Source organism: Metapseudomonas boanensis, from assembly GCF_018704125.1.
Lineage (GTDB): Bacteria > Pseudomonadota > Gammaproteobacteria > Pseudomonadales > Pseudomonadaceae > Metapseudomonas > Metapseudomonas boanensis.
This window is the reverse complement of sequence record NZ_JAGTIS010000004.1, coordinates 201,287-227,835: the sequence shown is the minus strand read 5'-3', so window position 1 is coordinate 227,835 and position 26,549 is coordinate 201,287. Positions and strand designations below refer to the sequence as shown.

Annotated in this window: 25 protein-coding genes; 7 read left to right on the top strand and 18 right to left on the bottom strand. The window is 59.5% G+C overall.

What is annotated here, in order from left to right:
• The 3 genes from chrA to J7302_RS10315 form a co-directional block, all read right to left on the bottom strand.
• Positions 1 to 1,365 (bottom strand): chromate efflux transporter, encoded by a 1,365-nt coding sequence (gene chrA / locus J7302_RS10325; protein WP_215373535.1) that lies wholly within the window; start codon positions 1,363 to 1,365, stop codon positions 1 to 3.
• Positions 1,358 to 2,302: a chromate resistance protein ChrB domain-containing protein gene (locus J7302_RS10320; RefSeq protein ID WP_215373533.1), complete on the bottom strand. Its 945-nt coding sequence runs from the start codon at positions 2,300 to 2,302 to the stop codon at positions 1,358 to 1,360. Before J7302_RS10320 ends, chrA begins: the two co-directional genes overlap by 8 nt.
• A gap of 251 nt (positions 2,303 to 2,553) precedes the next feature.
• Positions 2,554 to 3,414, bottom strand: a complete 861-nt coding sequence (locus J7302_RS10315; RefSeq protein ID WP_215373530.1) for a CAP domain-containing protein — start codon at positions 3,412 to 3,414, stop codon at positions 2,554 to 2,556.
• Positions 3,415 to 4,226: 812 nt separating this feature from the next.
• Between J7302_RS10315 and J7302_RS10310 the strand changes: the two genes are divergently transcribed.
• Positions 4,227 to 5,732 (top strand): APC family permease, encoded by a 1,506-nt coding sequence (locus J7302_RS10310; RefSeq protein WP_215373830.1) that lies wholly within the window; start codon positions 4,227 to 4,229, stop codon positions 5,730 to 5,732.
• 383 nt (positions 5,733 to 6,115) lie between these two features.
• On the opposite strand, the gene J7302_RS10305 is transcribed toward J7302_RS10310, so the two are convergent.
• From J7302_RS10305 to J7302_RS10270, 8 genes are all read right to left on the bottom strand, one after another.
• Positions 6,116 to 6,874: a cache domain-containing protein gene (locus J7302_RS10305; protein WP_215373528.1), complete on the bottom strand. Its 759-nt coding sequence runs from the start codon at positions 6,872 to 6,874 to the stop codon at positions 6,116 to 6,118.
• Positions 6,875 to 6,982: 108 nt separating this feature from the next.
• Positions 6,983 to 7,732 carry a FadR/GntR family transcriptional regulator gene (locus tag J7302_RS10300; protein ID WP_215373828.1) on the bottom strand — a complete coding sequence of 250 codons (750 nt, stop codon included), beginning with the start codon at positions 7,730 to 7,732 and terminating at the stop codon, positions 6,983 to 6,985.
• 253 nt (positions 7,733 to 7,985) lie between these two features.
• The gene (locus J7302_RS10295; RefSeq protein ID WP_215373525.1) at positions 7,986 to 8,708 is read right to left on the bottom strand and encodes a substrate-binding periplasmic protein; all 723 of its coding nucleotides are present in this window, start codon (positions 8,706 to 8,708) and stop codon (positions 7,986 to 7,988) included.
• Positions 8,705 to 10,078 (bottom strand): glutamine synthetase family protein, encoded by a 1,374-nt coding sequence (locus tag J7302_RS10290; RefSeq protein ID WP_215373522.1) that lies wholly within the window; start codon positions 10,076 to 10,078, stop codon positions 8,705 to 8,707. The genes J7302_RS10295 and J7302_RS10290 overlap by 4 nt, the downstream gene beginning before the upstream one ends.
• 309 nt (positions 10,079 to 10,387) lie before the next feature.
• The gene (locus tag J7302_RS10285) at positions 10,388 to 11,119 is read right to left on the bottom strand and encodes a type 1 glutamine amidotransferase (protein WP_215373520.1); all 732 of its coding nucleotides are present in this window, start codon (positions 11,117 to 11,119) and stop codon (positions 10,388 to 10,390) included.
• Positions 11,120 to 11,267: 148 nt separating this feature from the next.
• Entirely contained in the window at positions 11,268 to 11,708 is a 441-nt protein-coding gene (locus tag J7302_RS10280) for a flavodoxin domain-containing protein (RefSeq protein ID WP_215373518.1), read from the bottom strand.
• A complete protein-coding gene (locus J7302_RS10275; RefSeq protein WP_215373515.1) occupies positions 11,705 to 13,000 on the bottom strand; it encodes an FAD-dependent oxidoreductase in 1,296 nt (431 codons plus the stop codon). Before J7302_RS10275 ends, J7302_RS10280 begins: the two co-directional genes overlap by 4 nt.
• Positions 13,000 to 14,217: a cytochrome P450 gene (locus J7302_RS10270; RefSeq protein WP_215373512.1), complete on the bottom strand. Its 1,218-nt coding sequence runs from the start codon at positions 14,215 to 14,217 to the stop codon at positions 13,000 to 13,002. The genes J7302_RS10275 and J7302_RS10270 overlap by 1 nt, the downstream gene beginning before the upstream one ends.
• A gap of 338 nt (positions 14,218 to 14,555) precedes the next feature.
• Between J7302_RS10270 and J7302_RS10265 the strand changes: the two genes are divergently transcribed.
• From J7302_RS10265 to J7302_RS10250, 5 genes are all read left to right on the top strand, one after another.
• Positions 14,556 to 15,233, top strand: coding sequence for a type 1 glutamine amidotransferase (locus J7302_RS10265; protein ID WP_215373510.1), 678 nt, complete (start codon positions 14,556 to 14,558; stop codon positions 15,231 to 15,233).
• Between the two features lie 92 nt (positions 15,234 to 15,325).
• On the top strand, positions 15,326 to 16,819 hold the full coding sequence (locus J7302_RS10260; protein ID WP_215373508.1) for an aldehyde dehydrogenase: 1,494 nt from the start codon (positions 15,326 to 15,328) through the stop codon (positions 16,817 to 16,819).
• Between the two features lie 68 nt (positions 16,820 to 16,887).
• Positions 16,888 to 17,106, top strand: coding sequence for a hypothetical protein (locus J7302_RS26450; RefSeq protein WP_251702016.1), 219 nt, complete (start codon positions 16,888 to 16,890; stop codon positions 17,104 to 17,106).
• Positions 17,018 to 17,683, top strand: coding sequence for an aminotransferase class III-fold pyridoxal phosphate-dependent enzyme (locus tag J7302_RS26445; RefSeq protein ID WP_251701984.1), 666 nt, complete (start codon positions 17,018 to 17,020; stop codon positions 17,681 to 17,683). Before J7302_RS26450 ends, J7302_RS26445 begins: the two co-directional genes overlap by 89 nt.
• A complete protein-coding gene (locus J7302_RS10250; protein WP_215373505.1) occupies positions 17,590 to 17,943 on the top strand; it encodes a YkgJ family cysteine cluster protein in 354 nt (117 codons plus the stop codon). The genes J7302_RS26445 and J7302_RS10250 overlap by 94 nt, the downstream gene beginning before the upstream one ends.
• A 44-nt stretch (positions 17,944 to 17,987) precedes the next feature.
• Here the strand turns inward: J7302_RS10250 and J7302_RS10245 are convergent, their stop codons facing one another.
• Both J7302_RS10245 and J7302_RS10240 read right to left on the bottom strand, forming a co-directional pair.
• A complete protein-coding gene (locus J7302_RS10245; protein WP_215373502.1) occupies positions 17,988 to 19,112 on the bottom strand; it encodes a hypothetical protein in 1,125 nt (374 codons plus the stop codon).
• A gap of 199 nt (positions 19,113 to 19,311) precedes the next feature.
• Positions 19,312 to 19,884: a COG3904 family protein gene (locus J7302_RS10240; protein ID WP_215373500.1), complete on the bottom strand. Its 573-nt coding sequence runs from the start codon at positions 19,882 to 19,884 to the stop codon at positions 19,312 to 19,314.
• A gap of 301 nt (positions 19,885 to 20,185) precedes the next feature.
• Between J7302_RS10240 and J7302_RS10235 the strand changes: the two genes are divergently transcribed.
• Positions 20,186 to 20,362, top strand: a complete 177-nt coding sequence (locus J7302_RS10235) for an EAL domain-containing protein (RefSeq protein WP_215373497.1) — start codon at positions 20,186 to 20,188, stop codon at positions 20,360 to 20,362.
• 36 nt (positions 20,363 to 20,398) lie between these two features.
• Here the strand turns inward: J7302_RS10235 and J7302_RS10230 are convergent, their stop codons facing one another.
• The 5 genes from J7302_RS10230 to hutH all read right to left on the bottom strand — a co-directional run bounded on the left by J7302_RS10230 (position 20,399) and on the right by hutH (position 26,547).
• On the bottom strand, positions 20,399 to 21,100 hold the full coding sequence (locus J7302_RS10230) for a TetR/AcrR family transcriptional regulator (protein ID WP_215373494.1): 702 nt from the start codon (positions 21,098 to 21,100) through the stop codon (positions 20,399 to 20,401).
• 193 nt (positions 21,101 to 21,293) lie between these two features.
• Positions 21,294 to 22,097: an N-formylglutamate deformylase gene (gene hutG / locus J7302_RS10225; RefSeq protein ID WP_215373491.1), complete on the bottom strand. Its 804-nt coding sequence runs from the start codon at positions 22,095 to 22,097 to the stop codon at positions 21,294 to 21,296.
• The gene (gene hutI / locus J7302_RS10220) at positions 22,090 to 23,298 is read right to left on the bottom strand and encodes an imidazolonepropionase (RefSeq protein ID WP_215373488.1); all 1,209 of its coding nucleotides are present in this window, start codon (positions 23,296 to 23,298) and stop codon (positions 22,090 to 22,092) included. Before hutI ends, hutG begins: the two co-directional genes overlap by 8 nt.
• A gap of 220 nt (positions 23,299 to 23,518) precedes the next feature.
• Positions 23,519 to 24,916: an amino acid permease gene (locus J7302_RS10215; protein ID WP_215373486.1), complete on the bottom strand. Its 1,398-nt coding sequence runs from the start codon at positions 24,914 to 24,916 to the stop codon at positions 23,519 to 23,521.
• Positions 24,917 to 25,014: 98 nt separating this feature from the next.
• On the bottom strand, positions 25,015 to 26,547 hold the full coding sequence (hutH, locus tag J7302_RS10210; RefSeq protein WP_215373484.1) for a histidine ammonia-lyase: 1,533 nt from the start codon (positions 26,545 to 26,547) through the stop codon (positions 25,015 to 25,017).
• Between the last annotated feature and the right edge of the window lie 2 nt (positions 26,548 to 26,549).

Here is a 26,549-nt window from a genome sequence, read left to right as displayed (position 1 = left end):
TCAGTTTTGCAGCAAGTGCACCACCAGCCCGACCAGGGCACAGCCGACCAGCACCTGGATTACGCCCCGCTTGAGGCGGAACAAGGCAACGGCCGCCCCCAGCGCGATTAGCGCCGAGGGCCAGTCGAAGCGACCACTGAAGCCTTCCGGCCAGAGCACGTGGTAGCCGAAGAACAGCGCCAGGTTGAGGATCACCCCGACCACGGCGGCGGTGATGCCGGTCAGCGGCGCGGTGAATTTCAGCTCGTTGTGGGTGGACTCCACCAAAGGGCCGCCCGCGAGAATGAACAGGAAAGAGGGGAGAAAGGTGAACCAGGTGACCAGGGCCGCGGCCACCGCGCCAGCCAGGAAGGCCTGCTCGGCACCGAACATCGGCTGCACGTAGCCACCGACGAAACCGACGAAGGCGACGACCATGATCAGCGGGCCTGGCGTGGTTTCACCCAGCGCCAGGCCATCGATCATCTGGGCTGGGGTCAGCCAGCCGTAGTGGCTCACCGCGCCCTGGTACACATAAGGCAGCACCGCATAGGCGCCGCCGAATGTCAGTAGCGCCGCCTTGGTGAAAAACCAGCCCATTTGGGTCAGGGTGCCTTGCCAGCCGAAGGCCGCGGTCAGCAGGCCCATGGGCAAGGTCCAGAGGATTGCACCGACTACCAGCAGCAGTGCCAGGCGTGACCAGCGGAAACGGACATGTGCCGCTGGCGGCGTGTCGTCATCGATCAGCGCCGGGCCAAAAGAATGCTTCGCTGCACCATGGCCACCGCCGACGCTGAATTTTGTCGGCGCGAACCGGCCGCCGAAATAGCCGAGCACTGCAGCCCCCAGCACGATCATCGGGAACGGCACATCGAGGGCGAAGATGGCCACGAAGGACGCTGCAGCAATCGTCCACAGCCAGTTGTTCTTCAACGCACGCGAGCCGATGCGATGGGCCGCCTGGACGACGATGGCGGTCACCGCCGGCTTGATGCCATAGAACAAGCCTTCCACCGCAGGCACATCACCGTAAGCGATATAGACCCACGACAGGGCGATGAGAATGAACAGCGAAGGCAGGACGAAAAGGGCGCCTGCGATCACCCCGCCCCAGGTGCGGTGCATCAGCCAGCCAATGTAGGTGGCCAACTGCTGGGCTTCCGGCCCGGGCAGCAACATGCAGTAGTTCAGCGCGTGCAGGAACCTGCGCTCGGAGATCCAGCGGCGGCGTTCCACCAGCTCCTGGTGCATGATCGATATCTGCCCGGCCGGGCCGCCGAAACTGATGAATCCCAGCTTCAGCCAGAACAGGAACGCCTGGAGCAGGCTGACAGGGGCGATGCTCGATTGGCCCTGCTCTGCTGGCGGCACAGTGGTTTCACTCATTGGAGTTTTCATCCTTTACGAAAGCGGCCAGCAACCCATCGAAGATGGCGCCGGCCGCGGCCAGAAGTTGATCGTCATCGGCAATGGTTTCACGCAGCCCCGCCAGCACCCGCTCGATACCGGCCGCCTCCGCAGGCGCAGCTCCGCCCACATCGAGGTAATGGACGAGGGCCGCGACCCGGTCCAGCCCAGGCATCTCCAGTTCGAAGCTGGCTTGCAGGGTCTCGAAGGTGACGCGATGGCCGATATGGCTGAAGGTGGCGCCGTCAAAATCAAAACCCAACGCATCGGCAGGGCAGTCGCCGGGCGCATCGAGCCAGAGAATGCGCGCATCACGGTCGATGAACCGTTGGATCAGCCAGGCACTGGCCAGGCGATCGACCCAGGGGCGCTTTCGGGTCGCCCAGAGACGGCCTTGGAAGTCCCCGCGGCTGAGTACCCTCATCGGCAGATCATGGCTACTTGGCTCATCCGCCGACAAGGCTTTGCTGACGGCGGCCTCCAGCTCCTGCAGGGCCGCATCGGTCTGTTGCCGGGCGTCTCCTGGGAAGAAGTCGATGGCGCAGAGCTGGGCAAACGCCTTGCGTAGCTTGCGAATCTGCCTGGTGGACGTCAGCGCATTCGCCGAAGTCAGCTGTTCACGGCATTCTTCAATATCGACCCGCAACGCGGCGTACTCCTCGACCCGGTCGAACAGAGCCATGAAGCGTTCGCCCTTGGGATCGTTGATTGGCAGCAGATAAGCAGTGCCCTTGATGGAAAGGATGTCTCGTTCGATGGCTACCAGGGCTTCGTGACAGGTTGCGTTATTCGGCAGCAAATAAACGCCGTCTCGCAGCACGGCAGCGCCGCAGGCCTTCAAGGCACGCCAGGCACGCATGCGTGCGGTGGCGTTGGCAGTGGGCAGGCCGATGACGAGTGCAAGCCAATGTTTCATGTAGAGATCAAAACATAAAAAGTTGAGAGGTCTACATTACGCCTGATTTCTTCAGTGCGGAAGCACTGTAAGAGTCAACGGCCTCCTGATAACCAGGATGTCAGTTAATGGCTGGTCGGCACCGGCAGATTTGGGCCGGTGCTGTCGGTTGTGAATGGCTGGAGCTGACCCGACATGAGCCTTCTGGAAAATGTCCCGTTCTCGCGAACGACTATGGTATTGCCCGCACGCGGTATATCCGTGGCCGCAACTCAGGGCGCACCGAACAGCATCGTCCAGTAGATGCCCGCGTCGCTACGCGATTGCGTCGCATAGGCCGCGCCAACCTGGGTAAACCGCGGGTTCATCAGGTTCGCGCAATGCCCGGGGCTGGCGAGCCAGCCCTCCATTGCCTTGCTCGGTGAGCCTTGTCCGGCGGCAATGTTCTCTCCGATTTGCCGGCCCCGGTAGCCTGCGGCCCGTGCCCGATCCGCAGGCGAGTCACCGTCGTGGCCTCGGTGTGCAAAGTAGTTGCCGTTGGCCATTGCCCGACTGTGTTCCTGCGCCGCCGCCCCCAGGGCGGAATTCCAGGCCAGCGGCCGTGCGGCGGCGAAGCGCTGACGACCGCACATGCGTGGCTTCGCCCGTGCCGCGTTGACCTGGGCCAGCAAGGCCTTGCCCGAAGCTCTCGTATCACCCAGATGTTCATTAAGCACGGGCCGCGCCAGCACCACCCGCCACTCGTTCCTTCTGCGACTGACGCCGATATCGGTGAACTGCTTATCCAGCAGGGCCCCACAGTATCCGCTCCGGAGCTGGGTGAAGGCTGCCTCGGCGTCCTCTGCCCCGACCAGGCGGATGGTGCGTACCGTCACGGCCTGATATCCGGAAGCCTTCAACTCCTCCCGTAAACGGCCGTTATAGCCGACCGGCAAGGCCAGGCTCGACTTCAGCGCCAGCGGCGCCAACGCCTGGACCGTGCGTCGCTCGCAGCGCTGGGGATGGGCACGGTAGCTGTTGATTGCTGTCTGCAATTGCCTTTCCCCGCTGGCATGGGCGGGGGTGGCGAACAGCGGGAGCAACGGAATGACGCAGAGCGAGACAAAGCAGGAGGTGCGGGCGGTTTGGCGCATGGATGGCGAACGGCTCTGATGGGTGGCATTGGCGTCGAAGGTGCGGAGGAATAACCGGAGACGCGTCTTGCTGGAGTTGCTGGCAACTGGACTCCGAGGCCGGGCTAAGACTGCGGGCCGCAACGTAAGGTTCACGCGCAAAGGGGACAAATTTTCGGTTTGAGAGGTGTGTCGGATTCTGGCCGGTTCCAGCCTGATACGACAGGCAGCTTTGGGATGGTCGCAAATGGCTGGGGCCGACTCATTCACTACAAGCCGGATCTGCGCAGGACGGTTGAGGGGGGCTCTATCGGATGCGCATAAATTGCCGGTGGTCTTCAAGATCACCGGAGGCGAGGTCAACGTGGGGCACCGGTGCGGCCAGAATCACTCCCTGCGAAGGCACCTGGATCCAGCAATGCCGTCTCCAATCGATTGGGCGAGACGAGACCAGCGCTAATAAAACGCCTCGAGTTGGTGGCCTGCCTGCTTGTTGGGGAGGGCGGCTAGGAAGCAACCGGCATCTCAGTCATAAAAATATGAAATAACATGATTAATCGAGGTCGATTAGAGGGCTTGGTAGGTAATCTTTCGGCTTTTCCAGGAGGTTGGTCATCTGTTTTGCGTCATTTTTCCAGGATTTCTATCCTTTCAGGGCATAAGCGATTAGGTGTTAGAAAAGATATTTCATTTGACATAAGATGTTTAAGCAGATATTTCTGAGGTGTGCAGCAATAAACACCTGCGCATCTCCTGAAGCCTGCGTATCGATAGAAAGGGCTCTATCCACTACGTCACTGCCTAGAAGCACAAAAAAGACACGAGGTAGCATGATGACTGATCACCACAAGAACATCCCCGGTGATGCTGACGCCGCACGCCTGGCATCGCTTGGGTACAAATCTGAATTCCGGCGGGACATGAGTCTGTGGGCGAATTTCGCGCTGGGCTTCACCTACCTTTCGCCAGTCGTAGGCATTTACACCCTCTTCGCCACCTCCCTCGCACTGGGAGGGCCGCCGATGATCTGGGCTCTTTTCGTGGCCGGCTTTGGCCAGATGCTGGTTGCGCTGGTGTTTGGCGAGATCGTTTCCCAGTACCCCTTGGCGGGTGGCGTGTACCCATGGGCCCGTCGCCTGTGGGGGCGCAAGTGGGCATGGATGACCGGATGGGTCTATGTGATGGCGCTGTTTTCGACCATTGCGGGTGTGGTCTATGGTGCTGCCCCCTACACCGCGTCAATCATTGGTTTTGAGCCGACCACCGAAGCAACGGTAATTTGTGCATTGGCTGTGCTGGCGCTGGCTACCATCATCAATTTGATGGGAACTCGCATCTTGGCTCAGGCCGCCATCATTGGTTTTACGGCGGAGATCCTTGGTGCTCTGGTGGTCGGTGGCTACTTGCTGATCTTCGAGCGCCATCATGACTTCAGTGTCCTTTTCGACTCGTTCGGTGCTGAAGGGAGTGGCACCTACCTCAGCGCGTTCTTGGCGGCGAGCTTGATTGGCGTGTTCCAGTATTACGGCTTCGAAGCTTGCGGTGACGTCGCCGAAGAGGTGCCGAATCCCGGGCTTCGTATCCCCAAATCCATGCGTCGCACGATCTACATCGGTGGCGCTGCAGCAACCTTTGTGTGCCTGGCGCTGACCCTTTCGGTTGTGGACTTCCGCGCTGTGATCGATGGCACTGCGGGTGACCCGGTCACGGGTGTCTTGAAGTCTGCATTCGGCACCGTCGGCGCCTGGATGGTACTGGGTGTCGTGCTGATTTCCTTCCTGTCCTGCGCGATGAGCCTGCAGGCTGCCGCCAGTCGGCTGGTCTATGCCTATGCCCGCGACAAGATGGTGTTCGGTAGCACTCTGCTGGCGAAGTTCTCTCATGAGAAGCATGTACCGCCCTACGCTCTGCTTCTGTCTGCAATCGTTCCAGGCATCATCGTCGTAGGCTCGATGATTTCTGCTGATGCACTGCTGAAGATCATTTCCTTCTCGTCAGTCGGTATCTACATTGCCTTCCAGATGGTCATCCTTGCGTCCCTGCGAGCACGTCTGAAGGGATGGAAACCCTCCGGTGAATATCAGCTTGGTCGCTTTGGCCTGCTGATCAATATTGGTGCCCTGGTGTACGGCGTGGCAGCTATCGTGAATATCTGCTGGCCTCGGACTCCTGATGCAGCCTGGTACGATAACTGGATAGTCCTGCTCTCGGCGGCAGCCGTAATTGCAATCGGCTTCGTTTACATGGCGCTATCTCGCCCCCATCACCGTAGCGATGCACCGCATGGGGATGCCGTTCCTGGCAGTTCCTTTCGAGGGGTGAGCGCGGATGCGGCCTGATCGCCAAGCCTGATCCTGCTTCCACTTATTCTTGGATGCCGATATGCCCTTGTCCTCAAGGGCATATTTCATTGTGCAGTTTGATCGTGGCAGCACCGACAGGCCGAGGCTCGAGGCAAAACATGCGGTGCAAAATGCTAAGGCAACGCAATTCACTCCTAGTCTTGCCCAAGATCATCAGGGCAATAGCGCTGTTGCCGAATCTGGATGTTCCAGGCAAAGAGCTGGGCTGTATTTGCTGGAGAGACTATCCAGGGATCAGTGGGGGGGCTCAAAGCGGCATGGGTATCGTTAGAGTCGGTTCAATAGCCTGCCGAAGCTTCGTGGCGAAGTGCTTATATCGCAGCCTCGCCCCTCATCGGACGCAAGCTAGCCAAAGTGATTTATGCTGCCCCTGTCATGTTCCGTCGATTGGGCCGCTGGATGAGTGACCAGTGAGCCGCAGCTTCGCCGAGCTCGATTATCTTGCAGTCCGCTTCTGCGCGGTTGAACGCATGATGTGCCATTTCCCCGACCGTCCAGTTGGCGGTGTTGGCTGCAACGACTCGCCCTTCTTCCGTCACGATCAGGGCTTCGTGCTCCATCTTCATCAGGCTTGAGAGCAGAACGCGCTCGAACCGGTGCAGGGCTATATCCGCTCCAGCAATGCCGACAAAGCGGCCGTCGACATAGATAGGCATGGAGAAGGTCAGGATATACATGTCGGCGCCGTACAGATCGACATAGGGGCCAACGACAATATTGTGCCCTGTGTCTCTCGGCCGGGCGAACCAAGGCATGCTTTGATAGTTGTAATAGCTTTCGCTTCGACGGTTGAAGTTGAGGGTCATGGGAACGACTTTGCCCGACGCCCCCACTCGCCACCACTCCAGATACATCTCTTGATCGGCCAGTTCTCCCGGCTCGATCACAACCCCCGTGCCATGAACAGAGGTTCTTTCGGCCTGGAGGTGGGCGTCGATCTTGGGCTTCAGCGTGGCCAGATCCTTGGAGGTAGGCTTCCTCCCTTCCGCGCTGAGTCGCCGCCAGATGTCGACAACCTCATCCGCGAGCGCGGTCAGTTGGCTAAATACGTTACCGATCGAGGCGTTGATGCGTGTTGCACATTCATCAAGCTCGTCTCGGAGAATATCTTCTGGCATGGCTTAGCGTCCCGCTGCGTGTCGTTGAATATTAGTTATTGTGGGTACGTTTCACACACAAACCGTGATCAGATTTGCTCAAGAAACGGGGAGCAAGTGACGTGCCAGTCACTCCTCTTCTTGCGCTAAAAGATTTAGTCTCAGATCTATTAAACGTTTGATCCCACGGGTCACGTGAGCTTCGGCCAGTGCTCCCGCCAGGTTCGAATCACCTGCAATGATCGCGTCAGCTATCGCGCGATGTTCGTACTGCACGGCCTCGGGCCGTTGTGCGCCTTCGACAGGAATCCATAGCAGCTCACCAATCTCGGCTTGCAAGCTCATCTCTGCGTGAGTAAGTCTCACGGATTGGGCGGCTACGGCGATTTCGATGTGGAATCGCGCATCGGCGCGACGCCTTTCCAGTCTTGTCGTCGCTTCCCCTAGTGCCTTGATGTAGTGCTCGAAGCGAGCGTGGTGTTCCGTTGATGAACGTCTTGCTGCAAGACGTGCAGCTGCACCGGAGATAGCGACGTGCTCGTCGCAAAGATCTCGCAGTTCCAATGCGCTCATCTCACTCAATCGAGAGAACAGAAGGTCTTCCGATATCTCGACAGGAGGGCAGACGAAGCTTCCGCCGTTACGTCCCCGGCGGGTTTCAATCACGCCTCGTTCCCGAAGGTATGCCAATGCTTCCCTGAGCGTTACGGTCGCGACGCCAAATTGCATCGCCAACTCGTTCTCGCTGGGTAGCTGCTCTCCCTCTGCGAAAAGTCCAAGGTCGATGACCTCGATCAGTCGGCGTACCACCTCTTCGGTTCGCCCTTCCTGACGCAGCCGCATGAAAGAGGCTGTACGTGCACTCGTAGTTTCGTTCATACCTGTTCTGTTGGCCTGAAGTGCTTTCACCTGTGACCAGGTGACCATTCCCCCGCGCCAATCCTCGTTCTCTGTATGCCTGAAGCGTGTTGGAATTTATCAGACTTGCCGTCTCTCACGCCCTTATAACCTCTTTCCAGATGTTTTGATTGTACTTGCAAGAAAAAAGGCCGGCCCCTTGCGGGAACGGCCTCAAAAAGCCCGCCTGATCAAAGCGAGCTTTGACCATCTGAGCGCAGGGTGAGGGCTGCGGTCAGTTGTTCCCGAACGGGTAGCTAAGGGAAGGCATCCACTTGCGCCAGATCTGTTCCAACTGCCCGTTGGCTTTCACTGTCGCCAGGGCGTCGTTGACCCTTGCGAGCAACTGCCCGTTCCCCTTCTTCACGGCAATACCCCACTTGTTCTGGGTCGGCACGCTAAAACCAATGCCCAGGTCTGCTTCTTCAGCCAGAGGTACCAGCGCGACGTCATCGTCGACAAACGCGTCGATTTTGCCTTCGCGCAGGGCTTGAACCATGTCACCCAGGACGTCATCGCTGTCGCCGCCAAACGGCACGCAAATGCAGCCGGTAAAGGTTTCGGCCAGTGCCATGTTCAGGCTATTGGCGATGGCTCCAACCTTTTTGCCGACAAGATCAGCAGGGCTTCGTACCGGGCTGCCACGCAGCACCATCACGGCCTCGTCAAAGACCGCATAGGGCTCGGTGAAGTCCGCGAGCGTCTTCCGGTAGTCGGATATGCCCTGGCCACACAGAATCATTTCACCTTGGTCGGCCTGCAGTGCAGGGTAGAAGTCAGCCCAGTTCTGATAGGCGAACTTGCAGGAGCGCCCCAGCGTGTTTGCCAGAAGGCGACCGAGATCTGACTCGTACCCATGCCGGTAGCCCTCGCCATCCTTCCAGAACAGGGGTGGAGCAGGCAGGTCGGCGCAGATGATCCGGAATTCCTGCAGTGCTTCTTGGTTGATCAGGTTCATGGCAGGTAATCCAGGTACATTTTGCGTTCCCAATCAGTGACCACGCCGCAGGAGCGGGCCCACTCGTCAGCCTTCAGGTCGCGATAGAGCGACGTCATCTCCGGCGGCAGCGCAGCACGGATGACTTCGTCGGCGTCGAAAGCCTGGACGGCTTCGCCAAGGGTCAGCGGCAGGCGCGCCGAGTTACCACCTTGCGCATAGCTGTCCTTGTTCTCGGACGGGCCCGGGTCGATCTTGTTACGCAGGCCATCGAGCATGGCGGCCAGCAACAGGGAGTGAGACAGGTACGGGTTCACGCTGGCGTCGGGGAGTTTGTATTCCAGGCGCCCGTTCGCGGAGAGGCGGACAGTGCAGGTCTTGTTGTCCATACCCCAGTTGAGGCGGGTCGGAGCGAACTGCCCGGTGTCCCAGAAGCGTTTGTAGGAGTTTACGGTCGACGCCATGATCATCATCGAACCTGGAGCATGCGCAAGCATGCCGCCGAGTGCGTGCAAACCTATATCGGTCAGGTGCAATTCACGGCGGCCTGGTTCGGCCAGGGCATTGCGGTCGCCTTTCCACAGGCTGACGTTGTGGTGGCAGCCGTTGCCCATGCTGCCGGTGCTCGGCTTCGGCATGAAGCTGGCTGTGACGCCGAACTCGCGAGCTACCTGGCGGCAGATCAGGCGATAAGTCATCAGGCGATCAGCGGTCAGCTCGCAGGAGTCGAACATCCAGTTCAGCTCGAGCTGGCCCGGGTCTTCGTAATCGCCCTCGATCATGTCGAGGCCCATTGCGTTCGCGTACTCCATGACGCGCTTGTAGATCGGGCGCATCAGCTCCAGGTTGCCCAGATGGTAGGCAGGGCTGGCGCCAGGACGGACTTGTACTTCCAGCTTCTCGCCGAACCACGTCATCTCGGGCTCGCAGCCCGACTTCAGGCGCATGCCAGTTTCTTCGATGAACGTTTTGTGGGTACGAATCAGGTGGCCACGAGCGTCGGTTGCCAACGGATCACCGCCATTTTCCAGGCGGTGATCCGGCTCATACAGGCGGCAGAAGAATGAGCCGATGGAACGATCCCACGGCAGGACGTGGAAGCTGTCGATATCCGGCATCGCAGTGAATTCTGCAGCCTGGGCTCCGCCGCCCAGGAGTTCGCCAGCGCGCGTTGTTTGCAGATCAGAGATGGCGGTGCGGTGAAACTGAACGCCTTTTTCCAGGTTGCGGAGCAGGTGCTTTGCCGGGACAACCTTGGCGATGACGCGACCGGAAAGGGTGACCACCTGGTAGTAGAGGTACTCCACACCCGCTTCACGAATTCGGGCGGAAAGCTCCTGTGCAGTGCTGGAGCTGGTGTTGTGTTCTCTGTGAAGGTCTAACGCTGTCATTCGAGTTCTCCTCTGGCGCAGCATTCGCAAGGCTCTGCAGCTGCTTAATTCTTGTTACTCCCTGCTCTAACGGCTTGCCGTGAGCACCTGGCAGGGACAAATTAAATTTAAGATATGGTTTTATATCTTTCAACAGATTTTTTTCTGGAACCCGATGGGTGGGGTCCCTGTTGGGGCTGCTGAGATCGCTGGGTTGGCGTCCTGCGTTGGGGCAGAGCGCGGCCATTCCGCCTGGTGGAATGGCAGTTGGAGGTGGGCGGGGATGGGCCCCCGCAAGGTGCGGAGGCTTAATGATTCAGGGAGTGGGGATCAAGAGACGGGGATGCTATACGCATGTTTCCTGAAGAACGATGCAGCCCAGTGTGCGATTTGGCTGTTATCGACTTCCAGGCTCTCAATGCTATCCAGCGCCTTGTTGGAGATTTCTTCCGGAAGCAATGTGCCTCGGAACTTGGTTGCCAGGGCCTGAATGTACGCGGTAGTGAACTCCGGATGGAACTGAACCGAGATGGCTGGGAAGTCGTAGGCGAGAACTCCATTCGTGCAGTGGGAGGATCCTCCAATGCACGACGCACCGGGAGGCAGGGTTGTGACCTGGTCCTGGTGGAAAATGAAAGAGGCTGCTGCCTTAGGGGACGCACCGTTCACATACTCATAGACTTGTGCCCCAACACCCCAGCCGTTCTTGGCTTTTGTCGTCTGGCCACCGTACGCATCAGCCATGATTTGATGGCCAAAGCAGATACCAAATACAGCGATTCGTTTCTCCTTGAGCGCTTGCAGGAAGTCAATAAGGCTCAACATCCACGGAGCTTTTTCGTAAGTGCTGTAGCGGGAGCCTGAAAGGATGTAGCCGTCGAACGCTTCAAGGTTGGGGAGTGCTTCTCCCCGCACCGGGGAAATGTAGGTGAAGGCCGCTCCTGGCAAGAACGGAGAAATCCAGCGTTCAATCATTGCAGGATAAGATCCAAACTCATCAATCAGGTCGGCGGGCGTCAGCCCATTTTCAAGGATGCAGATCTTGAGCGGTTCAGGTTTCATGTTCTACCTTCTGCGAAGTTCTGATCGGTTGTCGGCTGTTTGGCTTTATTGCAGCTTTGGCAAGGGGAGGTCAGACGCCGACTGTTGATTCAGAAATTAATATGCCGCCTGAGATTGGAATCCAAGGCGGCACTTAACTTGATGAGTTTTAGATTTCCGAGAGGATTTCCTTCGCCCACTGCATGGCGATATCGCCTGGCAGTTCGCCACTGGATGCATCATGAAGGCCACGCTCCCCAATCTGATTCGCACCCAGTTCTACAAGCTGCTCGGAGATGATTTCGCTGCCCCGGTTGTAGGTAGCGTAGAAGCTGTCACCCAAGCCAAAGACGGCAAAGCGCAGACCTGTGAGGTCGGGCTTTTGAGCTCCCAGGGCCGAGAAGAAAGGCTGCGCTGAGTTCGGGAGCTCTCCGTCGCCGTAGGTGGAGCAGACGATAATGTAGAAGTTCTCAGGGGACAGTTCGCTGATCTGGAACTTGGACATGTCTGCAGCAGAAATGTCAATTTCATGAGCGAGAGCATCTACGATGTCATCGGAAACCATTTCTGCGTTGCCAGTTTCGGTGCCGAAAAGTACTTGTATTTTCATTGGGTGACTCCCAGGGGGTTCTCTTGAGCGATGCTCAACATTTCAAGTTTGCTTCTTGTTTTTCGCCGAACTCTTCCGTCAGGAGCACTTTGCAGTTCTTTGGCATCGATACGCTTCCAGTCGTCGTAGCTAACCAAGAGATCCTTTATTCCAGTTGGGATTGCGGAAAATCCTGGTTTGCCAATCGAGAGGGTGCCGGCGCTAATTGCCTGAACTATCGAGTCCGCGACACGCTTAGAGTCTGCTCGATTTTCAGGTATTGTTCCGCGCGGGCCTCTTCTGAACCAGCCGGCACAATAAAGACCAGCGTCCATATAGCCGGCTTCGATATGTGATGCCGCGCTGGTAAGTGCATCCCTGCTCAGATCAGTCCCTTTCCGCTCTTCGAACCCAATGGCGGTGATAACGCTGTCCGCTTTGAGTTGAATGCGCTTCCCGGTACCGTCAGCGCAAACGAAGGTAATCGACTGGACTTCATCCGTGCCGTGAACCTCCTCGGGAGCCCACCCGAAGTGGAAGGTCACCATTTTCCTATGGCCTGCAGCAACGCTTTGGATTCCTTGCAAAGCCAGAAGCGATTCGATTTTTGCGTGCTCCAGCGGATTGGAGGCGGATGTCAGCGACGAGTCCGGGCCGATCTTGAACCGCACATTGCTCAGCTTGGCCAGTTCTTTGATCATCACCGTATCGAACTTCGCCAGTGCAGCGGGCGAGCGCCCGACAATGTCGATGGTCTCGACTGGGTCGGCCAGCAGGTGTGACAGGGACTCGTCCGAGATATCCGACCCATCGAACTCGTCATGCGTTTTGGCGATCAGACGCAGCAGGTCGATGGCGACGTTGCCGTTCCCCACAATGACGGTGTGCTTGCCAAGCCGGGGAGCGAAGTCGACCTCGTCAGGGTGGTCATTGAGCAGTCGGGTGATTTGACCTGCACCGTAAACATGCGTGAGGTCGTCGCCCGGAATGCCGAGTCTGCGGTCTCCATAGAGCCCCGTTGCAAGAACGACAATGTCATACGCCTGGCGCAACTCATCCAGCGCAAGATCCTTTCCGATCTCGAGATTGCCGATGAATCGGATGTTTTCCCGTTCGAACAACCTTTCGAACTGCCGCGTCACTGCCTTGGTTCCCGGATGGTCTGGGGCCACTCCATAGCGCACCAATCCGTATGGCACGGGAAGTCGGTCAATCATTACGACCTCTGCTTCAGGCCACTCCTTTCTGAGCGCCTGCGCGACGTAGCAACCCGACGGGCCAGTGCCCACAATCGCCACAGTTGGAGTCGCCATCATCGGACCTCTCGGTCGAACTTGATCGGCAGTGCAGTGGCGCCGGTGTTGCCGCTATCAGGCAGCCACGTCACTTGACCGTTGTAGGAGGGGCTTTTCAGTCGCTGGGCAAGCAGGCTAAGAGCTTCGGTCATATCACCTCGGGCGATGAAGTGGCCGATGCAATGGTGAGCGCCTGCGCCGAAGCCGAAGTGCGGCTGACGCTTGGCCGTGATGTCGAACTCTGGGTTCTCGAAGGCTTTGGGGTCAGTGCCAGCGGCTTGGCTGAACAAGTGGACAGTGGTGCCTTTGTTGATATCCAGTCCCTGGAAGTTGAAGTCCTCGAGCGCTTCCCGGGTTACCCATGTGACAGTCGGGCGAACTCGCATGACCTCCTCGACCGCCGCGCGGGCCAGGTCGGGCTGTTCCCCCAGAAGCTTCCACTGTTCTGGATGCTGGATGAAGGTGTCCATTGCCAATGCGATCTGGTTACGCGTGGTGTCGATCCCGCCAAAGATCGCGAGAACAATCATGTCGTACAGCTCTTGATCACTCAGCGCTGCCTTGTCTTCCTCGTTGGCCTTGACCAGCATGCTGAGGAAGTCATCACCCAGACCGTTCTTCTTGAGATTCTCGACGGCCATTGCTGCATAGCCGAACAGCTTGTCGGTCGCAGCGTTGATCTTGGCCTCGTCCTGCTTGAACGTGACGCCCAAGGCCAGACCCATATCGACGGCGAGCTCTGCCAGCCCGCGCCACTCACTGCGAGGCAGGCCGAGCAGGGAGCAGATCACCTGAGTTGCGTAGGGTTCGGAAAACTGGGAGACAAACTCACAATGGCCGACATCGATGAAGCTGTCGATCAACTCGTTGGCCATTGCCTGGAATTCAGGGGTCATCTTGCGGACCAGCTTCGGGGAGAAGGCCGGATTGGCAAGGCGGCGAAGGCGGGAGTGATCCGCGCCTTCTCGACTCAGGAGCATTCTCAGCCACCAGTCCGCAAAGCTTCCGGTCGCCTTGTTGTGCGCCGGCCAGGCGTAACTGCCCTGACGCAGTCGCTGATCGCGAATCAGAGCGTTGACTTCGTCGTATCGCAGAATCGCGATGCCGTAGGGCGTGCGCGCAAACCAGCTTTCCTCACGGGCATCGATTACAGCCTGGGAGCGGATTGAAAATGAAGGGTCAGCCACATCTAGGTAAGGGGCGGCCTCAAGCGTAGTTGGAACACTGGATGACATTTAGACACCTCCGATTTTTGTTAAAGGCTTCTTGAGTGGACATCTCGCCAGAGGCTCAACAGCCCAAGGCCCAGCGCTACGCCATTCGTCTCTCCCGAGGAAGCTGTCTGTAGCCGCCTGTCGAGGGAGTGGGGTGATTTCAATTTAAAATATGGTTTCATATCTTTCAACCGTATTTTTACGCCCGCTTGTCCGATTCGGTCTCTAGCCCACCTTTTCTGTTGCCCTCGTCGGTGATCACTCGGCCCGGTTTTGGCATCTGGCTGAAGAGGGATTGGCAGTTAATTAGCTTTAAGATATGGTTTCATAAGTATTTGCTTGCCCCTCAGGAGCGCCCCATGAGACCCGAACGTGCCGTCGCCATCACTCACTCGGATACCGATGTCCTTGGGAGCCTTCCGGATCTGTTTTCCGATCTAGGCGTCCAGCTAGAGGTCATTCCGGTATCTGCAGGCTTGCCCGATCCAGATAGCCTCGGCCTGGCGGTTGTGATGGGCAGTCCTGAGTCTGCTTACGATCACCGGTTGCCATGGCTGGCCAATGAACTGACTTGGCTCCAGTCCGTCCAGGCGAGGGGTGTTCCGACATTAGGGATTTGCTTCGGCAGCCAGCTTCTGGCCCGAGCATTGGGTGGACAGGTTTATCGAAACGCTGTTCCGGAGATTGGTTGGACGCCGCTTGAGACGCCTGATGGCTGGGCACACAAAGGGCCATGGCTCAACTTTCATTTCGATGCGTTCACTCCGCCACCAGGCTCCACCTTGCTGGGACTGACGGATCTCGCCCCCCAGGCTTATCGGAAAGGACGGGCAATGGGGGTCCAGTTTCATCCGGAAATCGATGCGGAGATGTTCGACACCTGGACGGCTTATTGGCATGGGACGGAAGAAGGCAAGCGCTTCCTTGCGTCGGCTGGCGATCTGCCGGAGCGGATGCGTGCCGAGATTCAGGCTCGAGAGCCCGAGAACCAGGCCAACTGCAAAGCGCTACTGCGCGACTTTTTGAACAACATCTGAGGCTTGCCTCAATAAGGACCTGGATCAGCTCCTGTGCCTGCGCTTATCCAGAATTCGCCATGCGTTGCAGCAATACGACGAGAGGAGACGACATGATCAACCTGACCCGCACCGACTGGGAATCCAGAGCAAAGGCCCTGAAGATCGAAGGTCGCGCATTCATCAATGGCGAGTACACCAATGCGACTGATGGGGAGACGTTCGACTGCATAAGCCCGGTGGATGGTCGTCTGCTCGCCGAGGTCGCCAGCTGCGACCAGGCGGATGCAGATCGTGCTGTCGTGAGTGCTCGTGCCACTTTCAATTCCGGAGTCTGGTCGCAGCTTGCACCTGCCAGTCGAAAAGCGGTCATGATCCGGTTTGCTGAGCTCGTCGAGGCGCATGCCGAGGAGCTGGCCCTGTTGGAAACGTTGGATATGGGCAAGCCGATCAGCGACTCGCTGAATGTTGATGTGGCGTGCTCGGCGTCTGCTCTTCGTTGGAGTGGTGAGGCGATTGATAAGGTCTACGACGAAGTGGCGCCCACGTCCCATGACCAGCTTGGTCTGGTAACTCGGGAAGCGATCGGAGTCGTTGCTGCAATCGTTCCCTGGAACTTCCCGTTGATGATGGCTTGTTGGAAGCTGGGGCCGGCTCTTGCTACAGGCAACTCCGTCATTCTCAAACCGTCTGAGAAGTCCCCGCTGACCGCGATCCGAGTTGCCCAGCTCGCCGTAGAGGCTGGTATCCCCAAAGGCGTTCTGAACGTGCTGCCGGGCTACGGTCATACGGTCGGCAAGGCTCTGGCTCTGCACATGGACGTTGATACCCTGGTCTTCACAGGTTCGACCAAGGTCGCCAAGCAGCTCTTGGTGTATGCCGGTCAGTCGAACATGAAACGCATCTGGCTCGAGGCCGGCGGCAAGAGTCCCAACATCGTATTCGCCGATGCGCCTGATCTTCAGGTAGCTGCGGAGTCTGCAGCTGCGGCCATCGCATTCAACCAGGGTGAAGTCTGCACTGCTGGCTCGCGCCTGCTGGTCGAGCGCTCGATCAAGGACGACTTCGTGCCTCTGGTTGTCGAGGCGATCAAGAGCTGGAAGGCGGGTAATCCCCTGGATCCGGAGACCAATGTCGGTGCCCTGGTCGATACCCAGCAACTCAACACCGTCCTTTCCTACATCGAGGCGGGCCATGCCGATGGCGCCAAGCTGCTGATCGGCGGCAAGCGGGCGCTGGAAGAAACGGGCGGGGTATATGTCGAGCCGACCATCTTCGAAGGCGTCTTGAACTCCATGCGGATCGCTCGAGAAGAAATCTTCGGCCCCGTACTTTCCGTTATCACCTTCGACAGTGCCGAAGAGGCGATCCAGATCGCTAACGACACGCCCTATGGCCTGGCCGCTGCTGTATGGACGAGCAATATCTCCAAAGCGCATCTGGTCGCCAAAGCGCTTCGTGCCGGCAGCGTCTGGGTCAACCAGTACGACGGTGGTGACATGACCGCACCATTCGGTGGCTTCAAGCAATCGGGTAATGGTCGCGACAAGTCGCTGCACGCGTTCGACAAATACACCGAACTCAAGGCCACGTGGATCAAGCTGTAAGGAGCAGGCCATGCCTATAGACAACAGTGCCTTGCTCCGTCGGCACGAATTCACGGGAGTGCCCAATCATGAACATGCCTGATCTCTCACTCGCTCAGAAGGATGTTGAGTATCAGCTACACCCTTACACGGATGCTCGACTGCACCAGGAAGTAGGCCCATTGATCATCGAACGAGGGGAGGGCGTCTACTTCTACGATGATCAAGGCAAGCAGTGCATCGAGGCCACGTCGGGCTTGGGGGGGGGCGCTGGGGTTCAGCAACGAATGCCTGATCAAGGCGGCTGAGCAACAGCTGCGCAAGCTTCCGTTCTATCACCTGTTCAGTCACAAGGCGCATAGCCCAAGCATTGAGCTGGCAGAGCAATTGATCGAGATGGCGCCGGTTCCGATGAGCAAGGTGTTCTTCACGAACTCGGGTTCAGACGCAAACGACACCGTCGTGAAGCTGATCTGGTGTCGCATCAATGCGATTGGGAAGCCGAGATTCGGCGAGTGCTCGAAACCTTCAGTCGTGCGCTCGATGATACCGATCGCTGGTTTGCTCTGGGCTACAACCAGAGCCGTCGGCACCAGTGGGAAGGGTACATCCACAAGTCACTGCGATAGTTCGCCCAAGGCGCAGACCGCTCGGCGGCAGCGTGAGTCGGTGGGGCAGGTAGGTGCAGGATGGTCGAAGCCATATAGATGCCCCACACACAGGGGCAACATGGAGCAAGACATTCGTCAGCTGTCAGTTAGAATGCAGGCGATCACAAGAGAGACCGTTCCATGGGTTGTACCAGCCGAAAGATCGACCAGTTGCGCCGCCAGATCCCCAGCTTCGCCTGCGTGCCTGGCTGCCATGATTGCTGCGGGCCGGTAACGGCGTCGTCCGAGGAGCTATCACGACTGCCCGTGAAGAGCGACGCTGAACATGACGCAGCGCTTGCCGAATGGAACTGCGTGCACCTCGGCCCGCACGGCTGTGAAGTGTACGATCAACGCCCGCTGATCTGCCGACTGTTTGGAACGACCCCCAGCTTGCCATGTCCCCGCGGCCGTGGTCCGGAAGTACCCATTGAGGCGCATGTCGAGCGCCAGGTCCATGAGCTGATTGCCAGCACCCGCCAAGTGCTGGTTTAGCCTATTGGCCGTACCGCAGGATAAATCAGTACTGACACGTCCAATCACTGCGCTGGGATTGTGATCAAAGGCAGTTTGTCATTGCTGCCGGTCTCCGACAGCGTGAAGAAGAACATGATGGCCGCCAGTGCACGTTTCGCCTGCCAGTTGGTGTCATCGATCCAGAACCAGTGACCACGATAATGCACCGTCGTGTATGCGTGCTCGGGCTTTTCCTTGCCGCTGCGAATGAGAATTCGCGACACGCGATTCTCGACACTGCCCTTTTCGACGGTAGGCACGGCACTTTGATCGTTGATGTGCTCTTCGGGCACATCTATATAACTGGAAAACGCCGTCATGATTTGCAGCATCGAACGGCTGTTCACCGCCAATTCGTCCTCTTCTCCGCGTGCCGGCGAATACTTGAGCACAAACCGCTCGCGCCCTTCCGATAAGTGAAGCAAACGACGGACTTCTTTCTGTTTTTCCAAAATCTCGGGAGCGACATCATCGCGGCGCATGAATAGAACAGCGGTCCTGCCTTTGACCTTGTCCTCTTCTACGCGCATGCCCACGGCGCCGGCGGCCTGGATATCGCGAATCAACTCCAGCGCACGCAAGAATTCCGGTTCAGCCTCGCGCAGGGCACCCGCCATTGCCGAGCGATTGCGTACACCATTGAGCGACTCGACAGTCAGGCCCAGGATGAAATCCGCTGCATAGCCTGACTGGAGCATGGAGAAAATATTCTTCGGATCGATGGGTGTCAGCAGCCCGATGAGGAATTTTTCACCGGTCAGCGGCACGTAGGTAATCGTGGGGCGATCCGTGTATTTGCCGTTGGCACCTAGCACGACGCTGTTGCCTTGAATCGCATCGGCCGACGAGATCTGCCCACCGATGCTGCCTCCGGTTTCCAGCGAATAACCGGCAACTATTGATGCGACATCGACGAATACAGGCATGTCCATGTAGCGCAGCTTGACGATGTTGAGCAGTGTCTGTTGTTTCCAGGAGTCGGCGATGGCTGAGCTGTAGTCGAAGCGATCCAGCGTCACAGTGTCGGGGCCAATGCGTGTGCAACCAGGGAGCGTCAGCGAAGCAACCAGCGCAGTGATGAGGCAGAAGGGGCGGAGTTGCCTCCACTGTTGCTCAGCTTGTACCAAGCCACCGTCATGGTCAGCCATAGTTGAGTCCAGTCGCCGTTGAATCACGGGATGAAGTCTGCCTCGGTGCGCTGATAGACGAGATGCAGCCATCTTTCCAGCGGAGCACTCAGCAAGTCCGACCTCGGTGTTTCGAGTATAGGTACGGACAGCGGCGGCAGCAGACTTCGGCGCAAAGGCGCGCGTCGGCCTCGGGGAAGCTGGCCCGCCCGGCTGCAACCTAGTTGAGCCGATATCTGGCCAGGTCCTCCGATGTCAGTACGCGCATTTTCCATGGCTCGATCGCCTGCATCTCTTCAACCAGACTCGTGGGAATGTTCATTTCCCGGAAGTAGTCTGTCGGGTTGTAGCGCACGCCCTTGTGGGTGAGGTCGGCGAGGGCGGAGTCGCCGCTCGGGAAGTACGGTCGGTGCAGGCCGACATACCCGCGTACAGTCTTCTCGCGGCCGGCGGCCAGCAGGTAGATGCAGGTGCCCTGGCAGACGCTGCTGGAGGGAACCAGGGCATCGAAACCTGTCTCACGCAGCAGGCGACCCATTTTGATAGCCTCGGGCACGCTGCCACCAATGCTGTCCAGGACCACGACCTTCTTCGCATACTTGCCCGGGTTGGCCCTGATGCCACTGATCAGTGCCTCATAGTCACCTGGGGCAATGTCTTCGGAAATCTTGGCCGCAAGTACCAGGCCGATGGTTTTATGCTGAACGGCTTGTACTTCTACCTTGGCGATAGCCGTTGCCGAACAAAGTGCAATCGCGCAGATGATGGCGGTTCGAATTGTTGCTCTCATCATGTGACGACACTTCCTTAACGCATACATTCCAAAGGCTGGCGAAGATACTCGCTGTGTGCGGTTCTACGCGATGTTTTTGCGCGCACTTTCGCTCCGACCTGGCCGTCTTGGCAAGACGGTCCCGATCATGGATGGTGAAAAGCCGCCGTGCGGTTCCTTCGAGTTTGGAGCTTACTTGCGCTTGTAGTGGATGACGTTGGTTTGCTCTGAAAAAGTAGGATTGCGCAACGGATGTGAATGCATTGGTCCCAATGATCCTGAGTTAACGATCTGTCATGAAATGAGATTTGCCTGACGTTAAATGTGGAGCTCCTCAAGGACGCTGGAGCAGTTGAAGATCGACAAGTCCTTTGTCGGAGACGTGCCGACGGACGAGAACGATGCGGCGATCACGCGGACCATCATGGCACTGGCCGACAATCTGAACGTGAGCGTCGTGGCCGAAGGCGTGGAAACCGTGGAGCAGATGACTTCCTGATGGCGTACGGCTGCCGGGCGTTCCAGGGGGATCTGTTCAGCCGTCCCGTCCCGGCGGGCCGGCTTGCGGATAGTGTCTCGTTGGCGACGGCAACTGCCTGGAGGCAGGCGATTTCCTGGTGGGTTCGTTGCCCGGTAGGTGAGAGCGCTGTTCGCGAGGAGGGGATATCGCTCTGGCAACCATGTTGGTAAAACGCTCCACCACTTCCTGATTCGACAGGGACTGAAAGCTGTGGTCCCACAGGACGAAGCTCTCCAGCATGCCTATTACGCTGCTGGCGAGGAACCTCAGCTCGATCTCCTCCCGTTCCGGGATGCCGGCCTCGGCATGGATCACCCGCTTCAAGCAGTCCAGGTAGTCACCGCGCAGGTTGTAGATTCGTTGCTGCTGCTCCTTGGAGAGATTGTTCTTTTCTCGGCCCAGAAGAATCAGTCTTTTCTTGTCTCCGGCCTGGAAGTCGATGAATGCCTGGATGAACAGATGAACCCGTGATTGGCCAGGCAGTGCGCGTTTGAGGCGGCGCCGGGTCAGGTTGAGCAGGTCGTCCATGCACTCTTCGATCAACTCGAAGAGTAGGCTCTGCTTGTTCTCGATGTGGTTGTACAAGGAGCCGGCATGCACACCAATCGAACTGGCGAGGTCGCGCAGGCTGGTGGATTGGTAGCCGTTGACCAGGAACAGGTCCAGCGCGGCCTGGCGCAGGCGGTCTTGGGTTCTGGATGTGTGGAAGTCGATCATGGCGCCCCTTGTGGTGGCGGCCGCTGGGGCGAGATCGCTCGGTGCCAGCTGCCGATAGGGCGTCATGAAGCCATAGCTCGCCGCTCCGCGCCTGATGCAGGCTGGCTAGTCCGAATGGAGGGGCGGGTTGAAACGGCCCGGCACTTCAACCCGCCAGGCGGCCGGTTGAAGTGCGTTTGCCGGGAGTAGCGGATCAGCGGCCGTAGCGTTGCTGGCCCCAACTCAACATGGCTTGCAGCAGGTTCCGGAGAACAGTTTGCAGTTGCTGTGCACGGTCTTCGACGTAGGGGTAGGGCGGGGCTTCCTCCATGTAGCAGCGTTGGCTCAGCTCCAGCTGCACGGCGTGGATGTGCTGCTCCGGCTGCCCGTAGTGACGGGTGATGTGCCCGCCTTTGAAGCGCCCATTGAGCACATGGCTGTAGTCCCGAGCTTCGCCGCAGGTGGCCACCAGTGCTTCAGCCAGGCTCGGATCGCAACTGGCGCCGGCGTTGGTGCCCAGGTTCAGGTCCGGCAGGCGGCCTTCGAACAGGTGGGGGATGAGCGAGCGGATCGAATGGGCATCGAACAGCAGCGCGTAACCGAATTCGGCCTTCATTCGCGCCAGCTCGTCGACGATAGTCTGGTGGTAGGGCGTCCAGATCTCGGCCAGGTAGCGAGCGCGCTCGTTGGCAGAAGGGGTCAGTCCCTCGCGGTACAGCGGTGCGCCATCGAACAGGGTTTCCGGGTAGAGGCCTGTGGTGGCGGTCGTGTAGAGCGGCTTGTCGTCAGCCGGGCGGTTGAGGTCGATGACATAGCGCGAATACTCGGCCGCCAGGGTGCTGGCTCCCAGTTCGGCGGCAAATTCATACAGGCGCGGGATGTGCCAGTCGGTATCGGCCAGCTCGAGGCCAGCCGCTACCATGCCGGCCTCTACTGCCGGGGTGAGCTGGGTGCCGGGATGGGGCATGCTGATCAGCAGCGGCACTCGGCCGCGATTGAAGGTCAGTACCTTAGCCAAAGTTGATCTCCTTTCCGTGTCGAATCACCCGCTTGGGCAGATCGCCGCCCAGCCAATAGGCCAGTTCGGCTGGGCGCTGGATGTCCCATGCGACGAAGTCGGCGGTCTTGCCCACTTCGAGGCTGCCGTGGCTGTCGGCCAAGCCCAGGGCACGTGCGGCGTGCAGTGTTGCCCCGGCAAGGGCCTCTTCCGGCGTGAGGCGGAATGAGGTGCAGGCCATGTTCAGCATCAGGCGCAGCGACAGGGCGGGTGAAGTGCCGGGATTGAGGTCACTGGCGACCGCCATGGGCACGCTGTGGCGACGCAGGGCTTCGATGGGGGGGAGCTGGGTTTCCCGCAGCAGGTAGAAGGCGCCCGGCAGCAGCACGGCAACTGTGCCGGCAGCAGCCATGGCGATGGCGTCTTCCTCGGTCATGAATTCCAGATGGTCAGCGGACAGCGCCTGGTAGCGCGCGGCCAGGCTGGAGCCGTGCAAGGACGACAGCTGTTCGGCGTGCAGTTTCACTGGCAGGCCCAGCCCCTTGGCGACCTTGAACACCCGTTCCACTTGCGCAGGGGAAAAGGCCAGATGCTCGCAGAAGGCATCCACGGCATCGACCAGGCCTTCGCTGGCCAAGGCAGGAAGCAACTCGTCGCAGATGTGGGTGATGTAATCATCGGCGCGACCGGCGTATTCCGGTGGCAGCGCGTGGGCAGCCAGGCAAGTGGCGCGAACCGTCAGCGGCAGGTTTTCGCCCAAGCGCCGAGCGACACGCAGCATCTTGCGCTCGCTGGAGAGGTCCAGACCATAGCCGGACTTCACTTCCAGGGTGGTGACGCCATCGCGCAGCAGTTGCTCTGCGCGGCGGGTTGCGCTGGCCAGCAGCTCGTCCTCGGGGGCTTCGCGAGTGGCGCGCACGGTGCTGGCGATACCACCGCCCTGTGCGGCAATCTCGGCGTAGCTGACACCTTGCAGGCGCTGCTCGAACTCGCCGCTACGGTCGCCGCCGAACACCAGGTGGGTGTGGCAGTCGACCAGGCCAGGAGTTACCCAGGCACCGTCGAGGTCGACCTCCACATCGTAGGGGATGGACTTCAGTTGCTGGTATGGGCCGATCCACTCGATACGGCCGGCGTAGGTCACCAGCGCGGCGTCCTCGATGATGCTGTACTTGCCGTCCTTCATGGTGACGGCGTGGCAGTTATGCCAGAGATGCTTCATTTCAGTTCTCCCGGCTCGAGTGCTGCCTGGCCATTCTGGCGATCGGCAACGTGGAAGCGTGGATGTGGGATGGCATGTATCGTCTCTTGATTCGAGCCAAGGCCCTCCGCTAGAGGAGGGCCGTACCAATTGAAGTGTGGACCTGCCCGGGCAGAAGGACATTCCCAGGCTCTCGACCTGGGTGGGGCTAAGGCCCGGCGACGTCGCCGGGCCTTAGCCATCAGTCCGCCAGATTTGCCACGGCGCTTGGCACTCCCTGGTACTTGGGGCGCACCCAGAGCCAGTAGGCGGCTACCAGCAGAAGGATCCAGACTGCCCCGACCCCAAGTGCTGCCTGGGTATCAGGGAAGTAGCCCAGCACACCAAAGATGAACAGCATGAAGGCGATGGCCGCGGCTGGTGCTGCCGGCCACAGCGGTACCGGGAACTTCAGTGCGGCGATTTCGTCAGCGCTCATCGAACGGCGCATTCCCACCTGGGCCAACAGGATCATCAGCCACACCCAGACGGTGGCGAAGGTGGCGATGGAGGCGATCAGCAGGAAGACGTTCTCCGGGATCAGGTAGTTCAACAGCACGCCGATCAGCAGGGCGACACCCATCACCACCACGGTCATCCATGGCACGCCATGGCGCGAGACCTTGGCGAAGCCGGCAGGTGCCTGCCCCTGGCGTGCCATCCCGTAGAGCATGCGACCGGCGCCGAAAATGTCGCTGTTGATAGCCGATACCGCTGCGGAGATGACCACGATATTGAGAATCGTAGCGGCCGAGCTGATGCCGAGGCTGTCGAAGATCTGCACGAACGGGCTGCCCTTGCTGCCGATTTGCGGCCACGGGAAGATCGCCATCAGCACGAAGAGTGTCAGCACGTAGAACAGCAGGATGCGCACCGGCACTGCGTTGATCGCCTTGGGCAGTACCCGCTGCGGGTCCTTGGCTTCGCCGGCGGTGATGCCGATGATCTCGATGCCGCCGAACGCGAATACCACTACCGCAAACGACGCGATCAGGCCGCTGATGCCGTTGGGCATGAAGCCGCCGTGCTCCCAGAGGTTATGAATACCGGTGGCCGCACCGGTATCGGCTATGCCGAAGCCGTACACCATGATGCCCAATCCGGCGAGGATCATCGCGACGATGGCGCCGACCTTCAGCAGCGACAACCAGAACTCCAGCTCGCCGAAGACCTTCACGCTGCACAGGTTGAGTCCACCGAGGAAGAATACGAGCGACAGCACCCAGATCCAGCGGGGCACCTCTGGAAACCAGAAGCCCATGTAGATGCCGAACGCCGTGACGTCGGCCAGGCCGACGATGATCATCTCGAAGGCGTAGGTCCAGCCGGTGACAAAGCCGGCCAGAGGGCCCAGGTAGCTGCTGGCATAGTGGCCGAAGGAGCCGGAAACCGGGTTGTGCACGGCCATTTCCCCCAGGGCGCGCATCACCATGTACACCGCTGCGCCGGCAATCAGGTAAGCCAGCAGAACCGCCGGACCCGCCATCTGGATCGCCGATGCCGAACCGTAGAAAAGCCCGGTACCGATGGCCGATCCCAGGGCCATGAAGCGGATATGGCGTGCGCTCAGGCCACGCTGCAGGCCTGTTTGATCTTTCATCCTTCTGCTCTCCTCATTGTTCTTATGGATGAGCGACACCATCCCGCTCCGGTGGGTTTATCCATCACCGGAGCAGGCTGGGTTTCACTGAGTTGGGATTAGAGGCTCGGCAGAAGCTTGGCCGGCATCAGTCCGTTCAGGCAGCCGCTGGCCAGCAGTTCACTGGCCGTCTCGATATCCGGGGAGAAGAAGCGGTCTTCCTGATAGTACGGGACCTTGGCGCGGAGCTGACCACGGGCCTCTTCCAGCTTCGGCGAGCTCTTCAGGCCTTCGCGGAAGTCCAGGCCCTGGCAGGCACCCAGCCATTCGATGGCGAGGATGCCACGCACGTTATCGGCCATGGCCCAGAGGCGCTTGCCGGCGTTCGGTGCCATGGAGACGTGGTCTTCCTGGTTAGCCGAGGTGGGCAGGCTATCGACGCTGGCCGGGTGTGCCAGAGCCTTGTTGTCGCTGGCCAGGGCGGCTGCGGTGACCTGGGCGATCATGAAGCCGGAGTTGACCCCGCCGTTTTCCACGAGGAAGGGCGGCAGTTGCGACATGTGCATGTCCATCATCAGGGAAATGCGGCGCTCGGACAGCGAGCCGATCTCAGCGATGGCCAGCGCCAGGTTGTCGGCGGCCATGGCCACCGGCTCGGCATGGAAGTTGCCACCGGAGATCACATCACCCTCGGCAGCGAACACCAGCGGGTTGTCCGAGACAGCGTTGGATTCGATCTGCAGCACCTCGGCAGCCTGGCGCAGCTGGGTCAGGCAGGCACCCATCACTTGCGGCTGGCAGCGCAGGGAGTAAGGGTCCTGCACCTTGTCGCATTTTTCGTGGGAGCGGGCGATTTCGCTGCTGGCGGTGAGCAGGTCACGGTAGGCGGCGGCGACATCGATCTGTCCGCGCTGGCCGCGAGCGGCATGGATGCGGGCATCGAAGGGCGCGCGAGAGCCAAGCATGGCCTCGACGCTCAACCCACCACAGACGGTGGCGGCGGCGAACAGGTCTTCTGCTTCGAACAGGCCGCGCAGGGCGTAGGCGGTGGATACCTGGGTACCGTTGAGCAGCGCCAGGCCTTCCTTCGCGGCCAGGGTCAGCGGCTCCAGGCCGGCCACGGCCAGGGCTTCGGTGGCAGGCAGCCACTGGCCGCGGTAGCGGGCCTTGCTTTCGCCCAGCAGTACCAGCGACATGTGCGCCAGCGGTGCGAGGTCACCGGATGCACCTACAGAACCCTTGAGCGGGATGTGCGGGTAGACCTCGGCATTGATCAGGGCGATCAGCGCGTCGATTACCTTGCGGCGGATGCCGGAGAAGCCGCGGGCCAGGCTGTTGACCTTGAGCAGCATGATAAGGCGCACCATGGCATCGTCCAGCGGCTCGCCCACGCCGGCGGCGTGGGACAGCACCAGTGAGCGCTGTAGCTTTTCCAGGTCGGCCGGGGCGATGCGGGTCGAAGCCAGCAGGCCGAAGCCGGTGTTGATGCCATAGGCGGTGCGGCCTTCGGCCAGGATCTGTTCGACGCAGGCGACGCTGGCCTCGATGGGCTCAGCGGCACTGGCATCCAGAGTTACCTGCAGCGGCGCAAGGTAGGCTTGGCGCAGCTGGGCCAGGGTCAGGTGTCCGGGTTTCAGGTTCAGCTGGTTCATTC